General features: G+C 68.7%; 15 protein-coding genes. 12 read left to right on the forward strand and 3 right to left on the reverse strand.

Features of this window, described 5'->3' with window-relative positions; translation table 11 throughout:
• Positions 1-7 precede the first annotated feature (7 nt).
• The 4 genes from ABDJ85_RS03930 (at position 8) to ABDJ85_RS03945 (ending at position 3,053) form a co-directional block, all read left to right on the forward strand.
• Positions 8-859: a hypothetical protein gene (locus ABDJ85_RS03930; protein WP_347703427.1), complete on the forward strand. Its 852-nt coding sequence runs from the start codon at positions 8-10 to the stop codon at positions 857-859.
• Positions 856-1,788, forward strand: coding sequence for an alpha/beta hydrolase (locus ABDJ85_RS03935; protein WP_347703428.1), 933 nt, complete (start codon positions 856-858; stop codon positions 1,786-1,788). Before ABDJ85_RS03930 ends, ABDJ85_RS03935 begins: the two co-directional genes overlap by 4 nt.
• Positions 1,789-2,240: 452 nt before the next feature.
• Positions 2,241-2,564, forward strand: coding sequence for an SMI1/KNR4 family protein (locus ABDJ85_RS03940; RefSeq protein WP_347703429.1), 324 nt, complete (start codon positions 2,241-2,243; stop codon positions 2,562-2,564).
• Positions 2,565-2,630: 66 nt separating this feature from the next.
• Positions 2,631-3,053 carry a DUF7832 domain-containing protein gene (locus ABDJ85_RS03945; protein WP_347703430.1) on the forward strand — a complete coding sequence of 141 codons (423 nt, stop codon included), beginning with the start codon at positions 2,631-2,633 and terminating at the stop codon, positions 3,051-3,053.
• Positions 3,054-3,108: 55 nt separating this feature from the next.
• Here the strand turns inward: ABDJ85_RS03945 and ABDJ85_RS03950 are convergent, their stop codons facing one another.
• Complete coding sequence (locus ABDJ85_RS03950; RefSeq protein WP_347703431.1) at positions 3,109-3,876, reverse strand: class II glutamine amidotransferase; 768 nt, start codon at positions 3,874-3,876, stop codon at positions 3,109-3,111.
• Positions 3,877-3,986: 110 nt separating this feature from the next.
• Here ABDJ85_RS03950 and gshB point away from each other — a divergent pair, with 110 nt between their 5' ends.
• Both gshB and ABDJ85_RS03960 read left to right on the forward strand, forming a co-directional pair.
• The gene (gene gshB, locus ABDJ85_RS03955; RefSeq protein ID WP_347703432.1) at positions 3,987-4,934 is read left to right on the forward strand and encodes a glutathione synthase; all 948 of its coding nucleotides are present in this window, start codon (positions 3,987-3,989) and stop codon (positions 4,932-4,934) included.
• A gap of 71 nt (positions 4,935-5,005) precedes the next feature.
• A complete protein-coding gene (locus ABDJ85_RS03960) occupies positions 5,006-6,631 on the forward strand; it encodes a DUF885 domain-containing protein (RefSeq protein ID WP_347703433.1) in 1,626 nt (541 codons plus the stop codon).
• A 1-nt stretch (position 6,632) separates the two neighbouring features.
• On the opposite strand, the gene ABDJ85_RS03965 is transcribed toward ABDJ85_RS03960, so the two are convergent.
• A complete protein-coding gene (locus tag ABDJ85_RS03965; protein ID WP_347703434.1) occupies positions 6,633-7,382 on the reverse strand; it encodes a PEP-CTERM sorting domain-containing protein in 750 nt (249 codons plus the stop codon).
• A 156-nt stretch (positions 7,383-7,538) separates the two neighbouring features.
• On the opposite strand from ABDJ85_RS03965, the gene ABDJ85_RS03970 reads away from it, so the two are divergent.
• The 5 genes from ABDJ85_RS03970 (at position 7,539) to ABDJ85_RS03990 (ending at position 12,595) form a co-directional block, all read left to right on the forward strand.
• The gene (locus ABDJ85_RS03970; RefSeq protein WP_347703435.1) at positions 7,539-9,716 is read left to right on the forward strand and encodes a prolyl oligopeptidase family serine peptidase; all 2,178 of its coding nucleotides are present in this window, start codon (positions 7,539-7,541) and stop codon (positions 9,714-9,716) included.
• 18 nt (positions 9,717-9,734) lie between these two features.
• Complete coding sequence (locus ABDJ85_RS03975) at positions 9,735-10,835, forward strand: S-(hydroxymethyl)glutathione dehydrogenase/class III alcohol dehydrogenase (protein ID WP_347703825.1); 1,101 nt, start codon at positions 9,735-9,737, stop codon at positions 10,833-10,835.
• A 17-nt stretch (positions 10,836-10,852) separates the two neighbouring features.
• Entirely contained in the window at positions 10,853-11,212 is a 360-nt protein-coding gene (locus tag ABDJ85_RS03980; RefSeq protein WP_347703436.1) for a glyoxalase superfamily protein, read from the forward strand.
• A gap of 73 nt (positions 11,213-11,285) precedes the next feature.
• Positions 11,286-11,717: a hypothetical protein gene (locus tag ABDJ85_RS03985; protein ID WP_347703437.1), complete on the forward strand. Its 432-nt coding sequence runs from the start codon at positions 11,286-11,288 to the stop codon at positions 11,715-11,717.
• Positions 11,714-12,595 (forward strand): DUF2145 domain-containing protein, encoded by an 882-nt coding sequence (locus ABDJ85_RS03990; protein ID WP_347703438.1) that lies wholly within the window; start codon positions 11,714-11,716, stop codon positions 12,593-12,595. Before ABDJ85_RS03985 ends, ABDJ85_RS03990 begins: the two co-directional genes overlap by 4 nt.
• Here ABDJ85_RS03990 and ABDJ85_RS03995 read toward each other — a convergent pair.
• Positions 12,579-13,283 carry a glutathione S-transferase N-terminal domain-containing protein gene (locus ABDJ85_RS03995; RefSeq protein ID WP_347703439.1) on the reverse strand — a complete coding sequence of 235 codons (705 nt, stop codon included), beginning with the start codon at positions 13,281-13,283 and terminating at the stop codon, positions 12,579-12,581. The genes ABDJ85_RS03990 and ABDJ85_RS03995 overlap by 17 nt on opposite strands.
• 32 nt (positions 13,284-13,315) lie before the next feature.
• Between ABDJ85_RS03995 and ubiA the strand changes: the two genes are divergently transcribed.
• On the forward strand, positions 13,316-14,227 hold the full coding sequence (gene ubiA, locus ABDJ85_RS04000; protein ID WP_347703440.1) for a 4-hydroxybenzoate octaprenyltransferase: 912 nt from the start codon (positions 13,316-13,318) through the stop codon (positions 14,225-14,227).
• The last annotated feature ends 7 nt before the right edge of the window (positions 14,228-14,234 follow it).

Genomic DNA, 14,234 nt, shown 5'->3' on the forward strand with positions numbered 1-14,234 from the left:
TACCGGCATGCAACGACGCAACCTCCTGCTGGCCAGCATCCTGCTGGCCACGGCCGGCCTCGCCGCCGCCCAGACCGGCCCCAAGATCGCCGTCACCGACCTGGCCTACACCGAGAACGTGCGCCAGTACTTCGAGGTCGGCACCAGCAGCAGCACGGGCACCGTGCACGCCGGGCCCATGCACCTGGCGGCCACGCAGCAAAGCAGCGGCACCTATGTGGCTGGCACCTACAGCTACATGGAGCAGCGCGAGCTCGGCTCCTTCACCAACGACATCAAGGGCGCCATCCTCAAGGGCGGCGCCTTCCGTCTGGTGCAGGCCAAGGCCTTCGATGCCGGCATGCCCCAGCCCACCAAGGCCGAGCAGGTGCTGCAGCAGGTCAAGACCGGCAAGATGGCCCAGCCCGTGCGCCAGCCCCAGGTCAAGGACATCGTCGACCGCATCAAGAAGGGCGAGTTCCCCGGCGCCGACTTCGTGCTCTTCGGCACCCTCAGCAGCCTCGAATTCCGCGACAGCCTCTCGCCGCTGCAAGGCTCCACCAGCTCCACCCACCAGTTCACGCTCGACCTGGTCGCCGACTTCTCGCTAATCAACACCAAGACCCTCGAGATCAAGTCGGCCTTCAGCGCCCAGGGCAACGGTGGCGACATCAAGATGCTGTCCAACCGTGGCGACATCCAGCCGCCCAACCGCGGCAAGGTGATGCGCGAGACCTCGCAGTCGCTCGCCCTGTCCGTCTACCAGCAGATGGCTGATCAGCTGGGCCTGCCCGCGCCCATGGACCCCGCCACCGGCCGCGTCACGCCGCCCAACGCACCGCCCCAGCCGACCAAGAGCGAGGCCGTGATCCTGCGTTGAGAGGCCGCTGGCAGCTCGTCACGCTCCTGGCCCTGTCGCTCATCACACTGAGCGGCGGCGGCCCGGCGCTGGCGCAAAGCGCTGCTGAACCGGCGCCCTCCTGGCGCCTTGTCCCCCCCGTCCTGCCCGGCGCTGCCAGCATCTGGCTGCGTGGCGCCCTGAGCGGCCCGCCCTCCGTGCGCGTCTGGTGGGTGCCCGGCTCCGGCTGCCCCGGCTTCATGCCCAGTGGCCAGGCCTGGCTCAACGCCTGGCCCGACGCCGAGATCCGCGTGCTGCACAAGCCCGGTATCGATGCCCAAGGCCGCTGTGCCGCCGACTTCCCCCGGCAAGACCGCCTGCGCGACTGGGCCCATGCCGCCCGGCTCGCCATCCAAAGCGCTGCCACCAGCGCCCAGCCGCTCAGCCCTTTGCCCACCCTGCTCGTCGGCCTCAGTGAAGGCGGCGAGATCCTGGCCGCGCTGGCGCCCACCGTCGAGGGGCTCAGCGGCGTCCTGCTCATCGCATCACCCGGGCTCGACCCCCAGGCCTGGGCCGCCGACCAAGCCGCCCGCGAGCACGACACCGCCGGCTGGCGCGAGCTGCTCGCCCAGGCCAGCAGCGCCGCGCCCGACGACACCCTGCTCGACGGCCGCTCCCTCGGCTACTGGCGTGACCTGCTGCAGTGGCACCAGCAAGCCAACCTGCTCGCCCTGCCCGTGCCCCTCGCCCGCGTCTGGGGCGAGCACGACGAACGCATCCCGCCATCGGCCTACGCGCGCTTCGCTGCCCTTGCGGCTGCGCGTAATGCTGGTTGGTGCGACTGGTCTGTGCCCAGCGCCAACCATGCGCTGCAAGGCCCGGAGGGCGACGGCATTGCTCGCCTCATCAGTCGCCTGTCGGCCTGGTCGCGGCGGGGGGCTGGCGGCTCGGTGTGCGCGGCGTGGCCTTGACGTGTGTGGTGTGGCGCTGAAGCTGGTGCCTGGTGCTGAGTGTGGGTTGGCAAAGGCCCGCCCGGGCTGGCTGGGGCGCTCCAGTTGAGGCGGTCGCTGCGCGACTGCCCTGCGGTGCTCGGTTTGCGGGGCCGCGCCGAACTCGCGCCGCTACGCTCTGCTCGAACAGGCGGCGCGAAGTCAGTCGTTGAAGTTCGCTTCGCTCACGCCCCGCAAACCTCCGCTCCTCGGCGCCTCAAAAGTCCGCGCCCCAGCCAGCCCGGGCGGGCCTTGGTGCGTGACGCTGGGTGTCTGCGTAGAAAGTGCAAAAACTAGGGGCGGCAATATGCAGACTGGCAAGTGCCGCGCAAGGGAGCAGCGCCCCTATGAATCAATGACTTGGACCTTATGGTCGTGGCATTATTTGTCAGCCGTCTGCATTACGCAGACTGGCGACAACACGCTGAATGGCAATGCTTCCGCCGATCCCTGCGCAGTACACAGCCTTTCTCGCGGCGCATGGCGCCTTCGAGGGTTTCACAACCGGTGAGGGGCGACCCGGCTACGTGGCTCTTTGGCCGATGGCGGAGATCAACGGCAACAACGCCGACATACAGGTTCAGGACTACGCGCCCGGCTTCGTAGCGTTTGCTGGTGACGGGGGCGGTGAGGTGCTGGCCTTCGACGCATCAGGGGCGGTATTTCTGCTGCCGATGGTTGGTGTGGAGCCGCAGTACGCAATCAAGATCGCGGACTCGTTCGCAGAGTTGGAGGCTCGCTTTGAGATCGCCAGTTAGCCTACCGTTGGAGCGGACCGCCTTCGGCGTCCGCTCATCTTCACGTGCAGCATCACTGGGAGTGGTATGAAGTACGACGATGCAAGTTGGCACTACGGGGGAGACTTCCCGGCTGACCAACCGGAAGCACATGGCGGGACCCACATCGCGCTTTTCCTCAGATGGTGCTTCTCCAAGGGTTGGGCCGGCGAGCTGCACACCGAAGAGGAGCCGGACGCCGTCACCCGAGTGGTTCAGGGGCGCGAGTCGGCAACAGCGTTTCTCTTCAAGTATTGCGATGGCAAGTTCACCGACGAAGACTTGAACGACGAAGGCAATGCTTTCGCCACAAGGTACTACGGCGAAAACGGGCTGTACCTCAACGATTACGCTGAGCACTTCGGCGATCAGATGTACGTTGCATCAGAGGGCGCGCACGACTTCGCAAAGTTCACGGCCATGCTGAATTCAAGACTAGCCAGCGGAGTCCTGGAAAGGCCGACAACATGAACAACGTTGGCGTGATGCCGAACCCTTCGCATCAGCGGACGCTGACGCAGTCCCCTCACCCCGCTCCTACCCTCTCCATCTCCCCCCTCCACACCCTCACCATCTCCCCCGGCGCCAGTGGCGTCCAGTGCTCGCTGTCGTCGCCCAGCGGCTCTGAGGCAATCGCCCAGCCGCCGGCTTGGGGCTTGGTGTAGAGGCTGGGGGGCTGGTCGTCGCTGGCCCAGCGGATGGCCCAGAGGGTGTCGCCGTCGGTGAGGGCCGCCGCAAAGCGCAGGGGTTCGGCGATGCCGGCTTGCTGCATGGCGGCGTGGGTGCTGGCCAGGACTCTGCGCAGGGCCTCAGGGGCGGGCATGCCGGCTTGCAGTTGCTGAACGATCAGCAGGAAGAGCAGCTCGGAGTCCGTGGCGCCGCGTCGGTGCTCGAAGAGGGCGTCGGGCAGTTGGCTCTCCAGCTGGCGGCGCAAGCGGGCGTAGCCGCCGATCTGGCCGTTGTGGATGAGCATGTAGCGGCCGTGGTGGAAGGGGTGGCAGTTCTGCCGCGCGATGCCGCCGCCGGTGGCGGCGCGCACATGCGCGAGGAAGAGGCGTGAGCGCACGTTGGCGCACCGGCTCAGCAGGTTCTCGTCGCTCCAGGCGGGCATGACCTCGTGGTAGATGCCGGGCTCGGGCCGCTCGCCGTACCAGCCGATGCCAAAGCCGTCGCCATTGGTCACCGTGCGGGCCTGGACGGCGCTGAGGCTTTGCTTGACGAGCGAGTGGCTGGGCTTGCAGACCAGCTCTTCCAGCAGGATGGGGTCGCCCGCGTAGGCGAGGAATCGGCACATGCGCGCATCCTCTCCGCGCGGGCCGGGCGCCAGCAAGGGCCCAGGGGCCACCGGGTTGGCCTCGCTGTGCAACACTGCCCAGCTACCGCTTTGCCGAGCCTGCCACCGCCATGAAACTGTTGTTCGTTGCCGACCCGCTGGAGACCTTCAAGACCTACAAGGACTCCACCTTCGCCATGATGCGCGAGGCCGCCAAGCGTGGGCATGAGATCGTGGCCTGCGAGCCGGCGCAGCTGGTGTGGCAGCGCGGCGGCCGGGTCACGGCGCGGGGTGCGCGGCACATCGCGCTCACCGGCGATGCGGCCGACTGGTTTGTGACCGAGCAGGTGGCCGACCTGGCCCTGGCCGACGCGGGCGCGGTGCTGATGCGCAAGGACCCGCCCTTTGACAGCGAGTTCTTCTACGCCACCCACTTGCTGAGCCAGGCCGAGCGTGAAGGCGCACGTGTCTTCAACAAGCCTGGCAGCTTGCGCGAGCACCCCGAGAAGCTGGCGATCCTGGAGTTCCCCGAGTTCATCGCGCCCACGCTGGTCACGCGGGACGCGGCCGAGATCCGCGCCTTCCATGCCGAGCACCGCGACATCATCCTGAAGCCGCTCGACGGCATGGGTGGCATGGGCATCTTCCGTGTGCGCGACGACGGCCTCAACCTCGGCGCCATCATTGAATCGGTCACCAAGGACGGCACGCAAACCTTGATGGTGCAGCGCTTCTTGCCCGCCATCTCAGAGGGCGACAAGCGCGTGCTCGTGATCGGCGGCAAGCCGGTGCCCTTTGCGCTGGCGCGCATCCCGCAAGGCGGCGAGGTGCGCGGCAACCTGGCGGCGGGCGGCAAGGGCGTGGCCCGGCCCCTGACCGCGCGGGACCGCGAGATTGCCGAGGCCCTGGGCCCCATCCTCGCCGCGCGCGGCCTGCTGCTGGTGGGCCTGGACGTGATCGGCGAGCAGCTCACCGAGATCAACGTCACCAGCCCCACCTGCTTCCAGGAGATCACGCAGCAAAGCGGCTTTGATGTGGCGGCGATGTTCATCGACGCGCTAGAGGCCGCCTTGGCATGAGGCGGCGCGCGCTCGGTGCCTTGGCCCTGGCGGCCCTGCCGTTGGCTGCACGGGCGAAGGAGGCTCCGGGCATGGACGCATTGGCCGAAGAGTTCCTGGAGCAGCTCTGGCCGCTCGACACCGATGCCGCCATCGCGGTGGGCCGCTTTGACTTTGCAGCGCGCCTCAGTCTGCCGAGCCACGAGCAGCGCGAGCGGCGGCGCAAGTTCTACAAGGCCTGGCTGCCGCGCTTTGAGGCGCTGGCGCCGGCCCGCCTCACGCCCACCCAGCGCATGGACCGCGACATCCTGCTCGCGCAGATCCGCAGCGATCTCTGGCAGCTTGACGAACTGCGCGAGTGGGCCTGGAACCCCGCCACCCACAACCCAGCTTCGGCGCTCGACAAGATCCTGCACACCGACTGGGCGCCGATGCACGAGCGCGTCCATGCGCTGCAGCAGCGCGTGCGGCAGCTGACCGCCTACTACCAGGCCGCGCGCCAGAGCCTGGCCGATGTCACACGTGAGCACACCGAGCTGGCGCTGCAGCAACTGCCCGGCGTGCTCTCGGTGCTGGAGGAGGTCGAGTCCGCCGCGCAGCAGGTGGGGCAGGGCGCCATCACCCAGCCCGTCTGGAACGCCGCGCGCGCGGCGGTGACCGGCTACGAGGCCCAGCTCAAGCGCCTGCTGCCCGGTGCGCGCCGCAGCTTCCGGCTCGGGGCCGCGCTCTACGAGGCCAAGTTCCAGCACGACATTCAGGCCGGCCGCAGCGCGCGCCAGACCTACGAGCTCGCGCTGCAGCGGCGCGACGAGGTGCTGGCCAGCATGGCGCGCGAGGCCGATGTGCTCTGGCCGCGGCTCTTTGCCGCCGAGCCACCGCCGGCGGACCGCCTCGTGCGCATCGGCCGCGTGATCGACCAGCTCTCCAGCCGCCATGTTGCGCGCGAGCGTTTTGTCGAGGAGATCCGCGCCCAGATCCCTCAGCTGGAAGCCTGGGTGCGCGAGAAGGACCTGATCACGCTCGACCCCGACAAGCCGCTCGTGGTGCGCGACACGCCCGAGTACGCACGCGGCGTGGCCGGCGCGGGCATCGAGGCACCCGGCCCCTACCGCCCGCAGGACGCCACCTTCTACAACGTCACCCCGCTCGACGACGCGCTCAGCGCCGAGCAGGCCGAGAGCCAGCTGCGCGAGTACAACCACTGGATCCTGCAGATCCTCAACATCCACGAGGCCGTGCCCGGGCACTACGTGCAGCTGCTCTACGCCAACCGCGCCCCGAGCCGCGTCAAGGCCTTGTTCGGCAACGGCGCCATGGTGGAGGGCTGGGCCGTGTACGCCGAGCGCCTGATGATCGAGAGCGGCTACGGCGACTCGCCCGAGATGCGGCTGATGTACGGCAAGTGGCACCTGCGCTCGGTCACCAACACCATCCTCGACTACAGCGTCCACGTGCTCGGCATGCCCGAGGCTGCGGCGCTCGACCTGCTGCAGCGCCAGGCCTTCCAGACCGCCCAGGAGGCCCGCGAGAAGTGGCGCCGCGTGCAGCTCACCTCGGTGCAGCTGACCAGCTACTTCAGCGGCTACAGCGAGATCGTGGCCCTGCGGGAGCAACTGCAAGCCCGGCCGGGCTTTGCGCTCAAGGCCTTCCATGAACGCTTCCTGAGCTACGGCAGCGCGCCGGTGCGGCTGATTGCGGCGGAGATGCTCGCCAGTTGATTCAGCGCAGGCGCCGCCGTGCCAGCCGCAAGCCCACGAGACCCAGGGCCAGCAGCGCGGCGCTGGTGGGCTCGGGCACCGGGGCGGTGTTGGTCAGCAGCACGTCGCCAAAGTATTGGTCGTAGATGCTGCGGGTGCCGCTCTCGCGCACCTGCAGCAGGGCGACGGGCGCGCTGGCATCGAGGGTGACCCAGGTGCTGGCCGCGCCGCCGGCCGGCAGGGTCACGGTGGCGCTGCCGATGAGCTGGTGGCTGGCGTCATAGGCCAGGAAGTCAAAGCTCGCGCCCTGCGCGTTCACCTCGGTCATCTTGGTGCCGACGCCGGTGGCAATGGACAGGCCAATGCGCGTGTAGCCGTGGCCCAGGTGGAGGTCAAAGTCCTCGTAGCCATTGAGCGCCAAGTCGGCTGCCGGGGTGGCGGCAGGGCCGTCAAAGCCGGGGCCATCCACCCAGTTGGCCAGCGAGATCGCGCCGGTGGCCTGGGTGATGTTGCCGTCGGCCTGGGTCAAGCTGATCGTGGGCTGGAAGGTGTAGTTACCGCCGGTGCCGGTCGCCAGCGGGTAGCCGTAGGCGTCGGTCCAACTCATGCGGTGCAGGGTGGTGGCGCTGTCGATGAAGCTCTGGCGGGCACTGGTCAGGTTGTCGGTGGTGCTGGCACCGGCGCTGAGGCTGGCCTGTGCGGGCAGGCCGGTGGCGAGAGCCGCCAGACCCAGGGCGAGGGCGGGGAGCAGGGGGTGGGAGGTGCGCTTCATGGTGCCGTGGTTTGCCAAGTGGTTGCGATGGTTTACGCAGCTCGCCAGCACCACAAGGCTCAGCATGGGGGGCTGGGCCCCCTCAGTCCGGGGGTAAATTCCTGCGCTCGGCAAACCCGCCGACCGTGTCACCCCTGCCCACAAGGCGTATCACCCATGAAGTTCATCTCTCTCGGCCTGCTGGCCCTGCTGCCGCTGGCGGCAATTGCCCAATCCAACGGCACCCCGGCGCCTAATCTGGCACCCTACCCGGCCACCCCTCAAAAGCCCGTCACCGACGTCTATCACGGCACCCCGGTGGTGGACGCCTACCGCTGGATGGAGGACATGAAGTCCCCCGCCTTCCAGGACTGGCTCAAGACCCAGGCCAGCTATGCGGCCGACACCCTGGCCCGCCTGCCCGGCCGCGCTGCCTTGCGAGCCCGGCTGGCCGAGCTGGTCGACGCGGGCGAGAGCACCGGCGACTACACCGTCGAAGGCGACCAGCTGTTCTACATGAAGCGCCAGCCCGGCAAGAACCAGCCGGTGCTGTGGCTGCGCCAGGGCCTGGCTGGCAGCGAGCGCGCCTTGCTCGACCCCAACGCCATCCCCGGCGAGCCCGGCAAGCACGCCATCGACTGGATGGGCGTCGCGCCCGGCGGCAAGCTGGTGGCCCTGGGCCTGTCCAAGGGCGGCAGCGAGAACAGCGTGCTGCGCGTGCTGGACGTGAGCACCGGCAAGCTGCTGTCCGAGGCCATCAGCCACACCGGCCTCAACCAGTACGGCGTGGGCTGGCTGCCCGATGCCTCGGGCTTTTATTACAACCGCCACCCCGAGGGCGAGCGCTACAACAAGAGCGCCGTCTACCTGCACAAGCTGGGGCAGGACGCCGCCCAGGACACGGCGCAGTTCGGCTGGGAGGTCAGCCCCAAACTCAAGCTCGCGATCGAGGACCTGCCCTATCTGCACACCGCCAGCTCCTCGCACTTCGTGCTCGCGCAGATGCTGCACGGTGACGCGGTGGACCGCTCGTTCTGGGTCGCGCCCCGCAATGGCATCAAGGGCGCCGCCACCGCCTGGCGCCGCATCGTCAGCCCGGCTGACCGCGTGATCCGCGCCGCCCTGGTGGGCGATGCCGTCTATGCGATCAGCCAAAAGACCGCCTCGCGCCGCGAGCTGCTGCGCCTCGACCTGCGCGACCCCAAGTCCCGCTTCAAGACCGTGCTGCAGACCCTGACTGTGGGCGACAGCGTGCTGCAGACCCTGACCGTGGGTGACGACGCCGTCTACGTGAAGGCGCTGGATGCCGGCGTGAGCAAGCTCTGGCGCGTGGGCGCCAAGGACGGCAAGGCCAGCAGCGTGCCCCTGCCCTTTGAGGGCACGCTGCGTGAGATCGAGCCGCTCAAGGGTGGCAAGGTCTTGCTGCTGATGTCGGGCTGGACACAGCCGGCGCAAAGCGTGGTGGTCGATGTGCGCAGCGGCAAGACGGAGACGGTCTCCGTGCAAAAGCCGCTGGCCCTCGACACCACGCCCTTCAAGTCCCAGCGCGTGATGGTCAAGAGCCACGACGGCGTGCTGGTGCCGCTGTCCATCGTGTCGCGCAAGGACATGGTGGCTGATGGCCAGCGCCCCACCATCCTCACCGCCTATGGCGCCTATGGCATCACCCGGGAGCCCGAGTTCAGCGCGACGCGGCTGGCGTGGTTGGAGCGTGGTGGCGTGACGGCCACCTGCCATGTGCGCGGCGGCGGCGAGCTGGGCGAGGAGTGGCACCAGGGCGCCCACATCCTGAACAAGCAGAACACGGTGGCTGACTTCATCGCCTGCGCCGAGTATTTGATTGCACAGAAGATCACCAGCCCCAAGACCTTGGCCGGCACCGGCGGCAGCGCGGGCGGCATCACCATCGGTGGCACCATCACCCAGCGGCCCGACCTGCTGGCCGCGGCGCAAAGCGCGGTGGGCCTCTCGGACATGCTGCGCATGGAGACCACGCCCAATGGCCCGCCCAATGTGCATGAGTTCGGCACCGTGACCAACCCGGCCCACTTCAAGGCCATGCACGCCATCAGCCCCTACCACCGCGTGCAGGACGGCAAGGCCTACCCGGCCGTGATCGTCACCACCGGCGCCAACGACCCGCGTGTCGAGGCCTGGCTGCCGGCCAAGTTTGCCGCCCGCCTGCAGGCCGCCAACCCCGAGAGCTATCGCAGCCGCCCCGTGCTGCTGCGCGTGGACTTCGAGGCCGGCCACGGCATGGGCTCCAGCGTGGCCCAGCGCCTCGATGAGACGGCCGCCGTGTGGAGCTTCTTCCTCTGGCAGTTTGGCGACGCCGCCTTCCAACCCAAAAACTGAAAGCTTGATCCGATGAGCATCCAAACCCGTGCAGCCGTGGCCTGGAAGGCCGGCGCTCCGCTGACCATCGAAACCGTGGATCTGGAGGGCCCGCGCGACGGCGAGGTGCTCGTCGAGGTCAAGGCCACCGGCATCTGCCACACCGACGAGTACACGCTCTCGGGCGCCGACCCCGAGGGCCTCTTCCCCGCCATCCTCGGCCACGAGGGCGCGGGTGTGGTGCTGGAGAGCAAGGTGCCCTGGCTCGCCAAGGGCGACCACGTCATCCCGCTCTACACGCCCGAGTGCCGGCAGTGCAAGTTCTGCCTCAGCCGCAAGACCAACCTCTGCCAGGCCATCCGCGCCACGCAGGGCAAGGGCTTGATGCCCGACGGCACCTCGCGCTTCAAGTTGAACGGCGAGCCGCTCTTCCACTACATGGGCACCAGCACCTTTGCCAACCACATCGTGGTGCCCGGCATTGCGCTGGCCAAGATCCGGCCCGACGCGCCCTTCGACAAGGTCTGCTACATCGGCTGCGGCGTCACCACCGGCATCGGCGCGGTGCTGTTCACGGCCAAGGTCGAGGCCGGCGCCACGGTGGTGGTGTTCGGCCTGGGCGGCATCGGGCTCAACGTCATCCAGGGCGCCAAGATGGTGGGCGCGGGCAAGATCATCGGCGTGGACATCAACCCCGCCCGCGAGGCCATGGCGCGCCGCTTCGGCATGACCGACTTCATCAACCCCAAGGACGTGGGCAATGTGGTGGACCACATCGTCCAGATGACCGACGGCGGCGCCGACTACTCCTTCGAGTGCGTGGGCAATGTGCAGCTGATGCGCCAGGCGCTGGAGTGCACGCACAAGGGCTGGGGGCGCAGCATCATCATCGGCGTGGCCCCGGCGGGCGCCGAGATCAGCACGCGGCCTTTCCAGCTCGTCACCGGCCGCAAGTGGGAAGGCAGTGCCTTTGGCGGCGCGCGCGGGCGCACCGATGTGCCGAAGATCGTTGACTGGTACATGGACGGCAAGATCCAGATCGACGAGCTCATCACCCACAAGCTGCCGCTCGAGCGCATCAACGAAGGCTTCGAGCTGATGCGCCGCGGCGAGTCCATCCGCGCGGTGGTGGAGTTCTGACCCTGGAGGTGTGACCGATGGCCCCCTACCTGCTCAATGCTTTCCCGGTCTTCACGGTGAGCGACCTGAACCGCGCGCTGCACTTCTACCGTGACCAGCTCGGTTTCATCGTGCACTGGCAATGGGGCAGCCCGGCTGTGCGCGCTGGCGTGATGCGCGACGGCATCGAGCTGCACCTGCACCTGGCTGAGCCCGGTGAGACCCCGGGCCATGGCACGATCTACGTGCACATGACCGGCATCGAGCCCTACTACGCGCAATGCCAGGAGGCCGGCACCACCATGACCCGCCCCCTCGAAACCCGGCCTTGGGGCGTGGTGGACTTTGCCGTGCAGGACCCCGACGGCAACCGCATCGGCTTTGCGCAGCGCCTGTGAGCCCTGCGCGTCAACCACCCCGCACGCTGCCGCGCTAAGCAGCGCCTGACCTTCACTTTTTCGGAGCCCCGCCATGCGCCGTCTTGCTCTCGTTCTCTGCAGCCTCAGCCTTGCCTGCGCGGCGCAGGCCGAGTCCCTGGCCTCGTCGGCCTCCAGCGCCGCCTCGGCCTCGCTCGGCAGCCTGTCCACCTCGCTGCACAGCATCAGCCACAGCTCTGATGGTGGCGGCCAACGCGCGCAAGGCCGCTACCGCGTGACCGACGTGGCCGAGGCCGGTGACGGGCGCCTGACGCTCAAGCTCACACCCGCAGCCGAGGGCGGTGAGGCTTTTGCCCTGACCCTGCCCACCGCAGCACTGGCGCAGCGCACGCTCGTGGTGGGTGACGCCGTGCAGGCCACGGCCAAGCCCTATGGCATCGAGTTCGCGTACGCCGACAACCGCCAGGCCTTCTTCCTCGCCCTCGACGACACCTGGCACCAGGAGCTGGCGGCCAAGCCTTTGTGAAGCGCTGGTTCGTCGCTGCGCTGCTGGCCACAGTCGCACTCAGCGCCCAAGCTGGCGTGCTGCGCACCTGCGACGCGCCACCGCGCAGCAGCCCGGCCGAGCAGGACCGCCTGCTGCAACTCGCCGCTGCCATCAAGGCGCGATTGGCGCAAAGCCCAGCCGCTGCCGCGCTGGTGTCCCGCACCGGCACCGACCTCTCCCGCCTCGGCCTGCGCTACTCGCACGCCGGCATCGCGCTGCGCGAGGGCCTGGGCAGCCCCTGGGCCGTGCGCCAACTCTTCTATGCCTGCGAGGCCAGCGAGGGCCGGCTCTTTGACCAAGGCCTCGCGGGCTTTGTGCTGGGTGCGGACGACGTGCAAACCGCTTTTGTCAGCGTGCTGCTGCTGCCGCCCGAAGCGGCCGAGCCCCTGGCCCGCGCGACGCTTGATCGAGATCTTGCGCTGCAACTGCTGGAGAGCCGCTACAGCGCCAATGCCTATGCCTTCAGCACCCGCTACCAAAACTGCAACCAGTGGGTGGCCGAGTTGCTGGCCGCCAGCTTCAACGGCGCGCGCGACCGAGCCGCCGCCCAGGCCTGGCTGCGCGAGGCCGGCTATGCGCCCGAGCCGGTGCAGGTCGAGTCCGCCTGGGTCTGGCTGGCGGGCTCCTTTGTGCCCCATCTGCACTTCGACGACCACCCGCCCGAGGCCATTGCCGAGCGCCGCGTGCAGACCAGCCTGCCCGACCGGCTAGAAGCCTTTGCGCTGGCGCGCTGGCCGCAGGCTCAGCGGCTGGAGTTTTGCGTCGGGCCCGAGGGCGTGGTGATGCGTGAAGGCGGCGCGCCGCTGGGCGCTGACTGTCGCGCCGCACCCGGCGATCAGCTCACGCCGGGATCGTGAGCCCGCGCTGCACGGCGGGCCGTGCCAGGAAGGCCTCCAGCACGCGCTGCACGTGGCTGAAGTCCGCAAACCCCACCAGCTCGCCCGCGCCGTAAAAGCCCACGAGGTTGCGCACCCACGGGAAGGTGGCGATGTCGGCCACGGTGTAGTCGTCGCCCATCATCCAGGCCTTGCCCGCGAGGTGCTTGTCGAGCACGGCCAGCAAACGGCGCGACTCGGCCACATAGCGGTCGCGCGGGCGCTTGTCCTCGTACTCGCGGCCCGCAAACTTGTGGAAGAACCCCACCTGCCCAAACATCGGCCCCACGCCGCCCATCTGGAACATCAGCCACTGCAGGGTCTCAAGCCGCCGTGCGGGGTCCGCCGGCAGCAGGCGGCCGGTCTTCTCGGCCAGGTACCAGAGGATGGCGCCCGACTCGAACAGCGGCAGCGGCTGGCCGCCGGGCCCGTGCGGGTCAATGATGGCCGGGATCTTGTTGTTCGGGTTCAGCGCCAGGAACTCGGGGCTGAGCTGGTCATTGCTGTCGAAGCTGACGCGGTGCGCCTCATAGGGCAGGCCCAGCTCCTCCAGCGCAATGGACACCTTCACGCCATTGGGGGTGGCCAGCGAGTAGAGCTGCAGGCGGTCAGGGTGCCGGGCGGGCCACTTTGTCTGGATGACGGCTTGGACGGGATGAAGTGCTTGCATCCCCCGCATTCTGACCAGAGGACAATGCCCCCATGCGCCCTGCTGCAACGGCGGCCCGCTCGCGGCTCGCCATCTACCTCGACCTGATCCGCTGGAACCGCCCGGCCGGCTGGCTGTTGCTGCTCTGGCCCACGCTGTCGGCGCTGTGGATCGCGTCGGACGGCCGGCCTGGCTGGCACCTGGTGGCCGTGTTCACGCTCGGCACCATCCTCATGCGCTCGGCCGGTTGCTGTGCCAATGACGTGGCCGACCGCGAGTTCGACCGCCATGTGCGCCGCACCGCGCAGCGGCCCGTGACCAGTGGCGAGCTGCCCGTGCGCGAGGCCCTGCTGGTGGGCGCCGCGCTGGCGCTGCTGGCCTTTTTGCTGGTGCTCACCACCAACCCGCCCACCATCGCGCTCAGCTTCTTCGCGCTGGGTGTGGCCCTGGCCTACCCCTTTGCCAAGCGCGTGTTCGCCATGCCTCAGGCGGTGCTGGGCGTGGCCTTCTCCTTCGGCATCCCGATGGCCTTCACCGCTGCTTTGGGCGGCTCGGACTGGAAGCTCTCCACCCTGCTGGCCGCGCTGCCGCCGGTGGCCTGGGGCCTGTTTGTGTCCAACCTCTTCTGGGTGCTGGCCTATGACACCGAGTACGCGATGGTCGACCGCGAGGACGACCTGCGCATCGGCATCAAGACCTCGGCCATCACCCTCGGCAAGTGGGATGTGGCCGGCGTGATGGGCTTTTACTGCGTCTACATCTTCAGCTGGACCCTGCTGGGCGTGCGCGTGGGGCTGGGCCACTGGTTCATGCTCGGCATGGCCGCCGCCACCGCGCAGGCCGTCTGGCACTACCTGTTGATCCGCAACCGCCGCCGCGAGGAATGCTTCAAGGCCTTCCGCCAGAACCACTGGCTGGGGTTCGCGGTGTTTGCGGGTACGGTGGTGGACCTAGCGTTGCGCTGAAGCAGCG

Source organism: Roseateles paludis (assembly GCF_039872745.1).
GTDB lineage: Bacteria > Pseudomonadota > Gammaproteobacteria > Burkholderiales > Burkholderiaceae_C > Pelomonas > Pelomonas paludis.

Coding starts and splice junctions, on each gene's coding strand:
- ABDJ85_RS03985 (WP_347703437.1), top strand. CDS start 11,286: ATGCGCCGTCTTGCTCTCGTTCTCTGCAGCCTCAGCCTTGCCTGCGCG.
- ABDJ85_RS03940 (WP_347703429.1), top strand. CDS start 2,241: ATGCTTCCGCCGATCCCTGCGCAGTACACAGCCTTTCTCGCGGCGCAT.
- ABDJ85_RS03960 (WP_347703433.1), top strand. CDS start 5,006: ATGGACGCATTGGCCGAAGAGTTCCTGGAGCAGCTCTGGCCGCTCGAC.
- ABDJ85_RS03995 (WP_347703439.1), bottom strand. CDS start 13,283: ATGCAAGCACTTCATCCCGTCCAAGCCGTCATCCAGACAAAGTGGCCC.
- ABDJ85_RS03945 (WP_347703430.1), top strand. CDS start 2,631: ATGAAGTACGACGATGCAAGTTGGCACTACGGGGGAGACTTCCCGGCT.
- ABDJ85_RS03950 (WP_347703431.1), bottom strand. CDS start 3,876: ATGTGCCGATTCCTCGCCTACGCGGGCGACCCCATCCTGCTGGAAGAG.
- ABDJ85_RS03970 (WP_347703435.1), top strand. CDS start 7,539: ATGAAGTTCATCTCTCTCGGCCTGCTGGCCCTGCTGCCGCTGGCGGCA.
- ABDJ85_RS03930 (WP_347703427.1), top strand. CDS start 8: ATGCAACGACGCAACCTCCTGCTGGCCAGCATCCTGCTGGCCACGGCC.
- ABDJ85_RS03980 (WP_347703436.1), top strand. CDS start 10,853: ATGGCCCCCTACCTGCTCAATGCTTTCCCGGTCTTCACGGTGAGCGAC.
- ABDJ85_RS03965 (WP_347703434.1), bottom strand. CDS start 7,382: ATGAAGCGCACCTCCCACCCCCTGCTCCCCGCCCTCGCCCTGGGTCTG.
- gshB (WP_347703432.1), top strand. CDS start 3,987: ATGAAACTGTTGTTCGTTGCCGACCCGCTGGAGACCTTCAAGACCTAC.
- ubiA (WP_347703440.1), top strand. CDS start 13,316: ATGCGCCCTGCTGCAACGGCGGCCCGCTCGCGGCTCGCCATCTACCTC.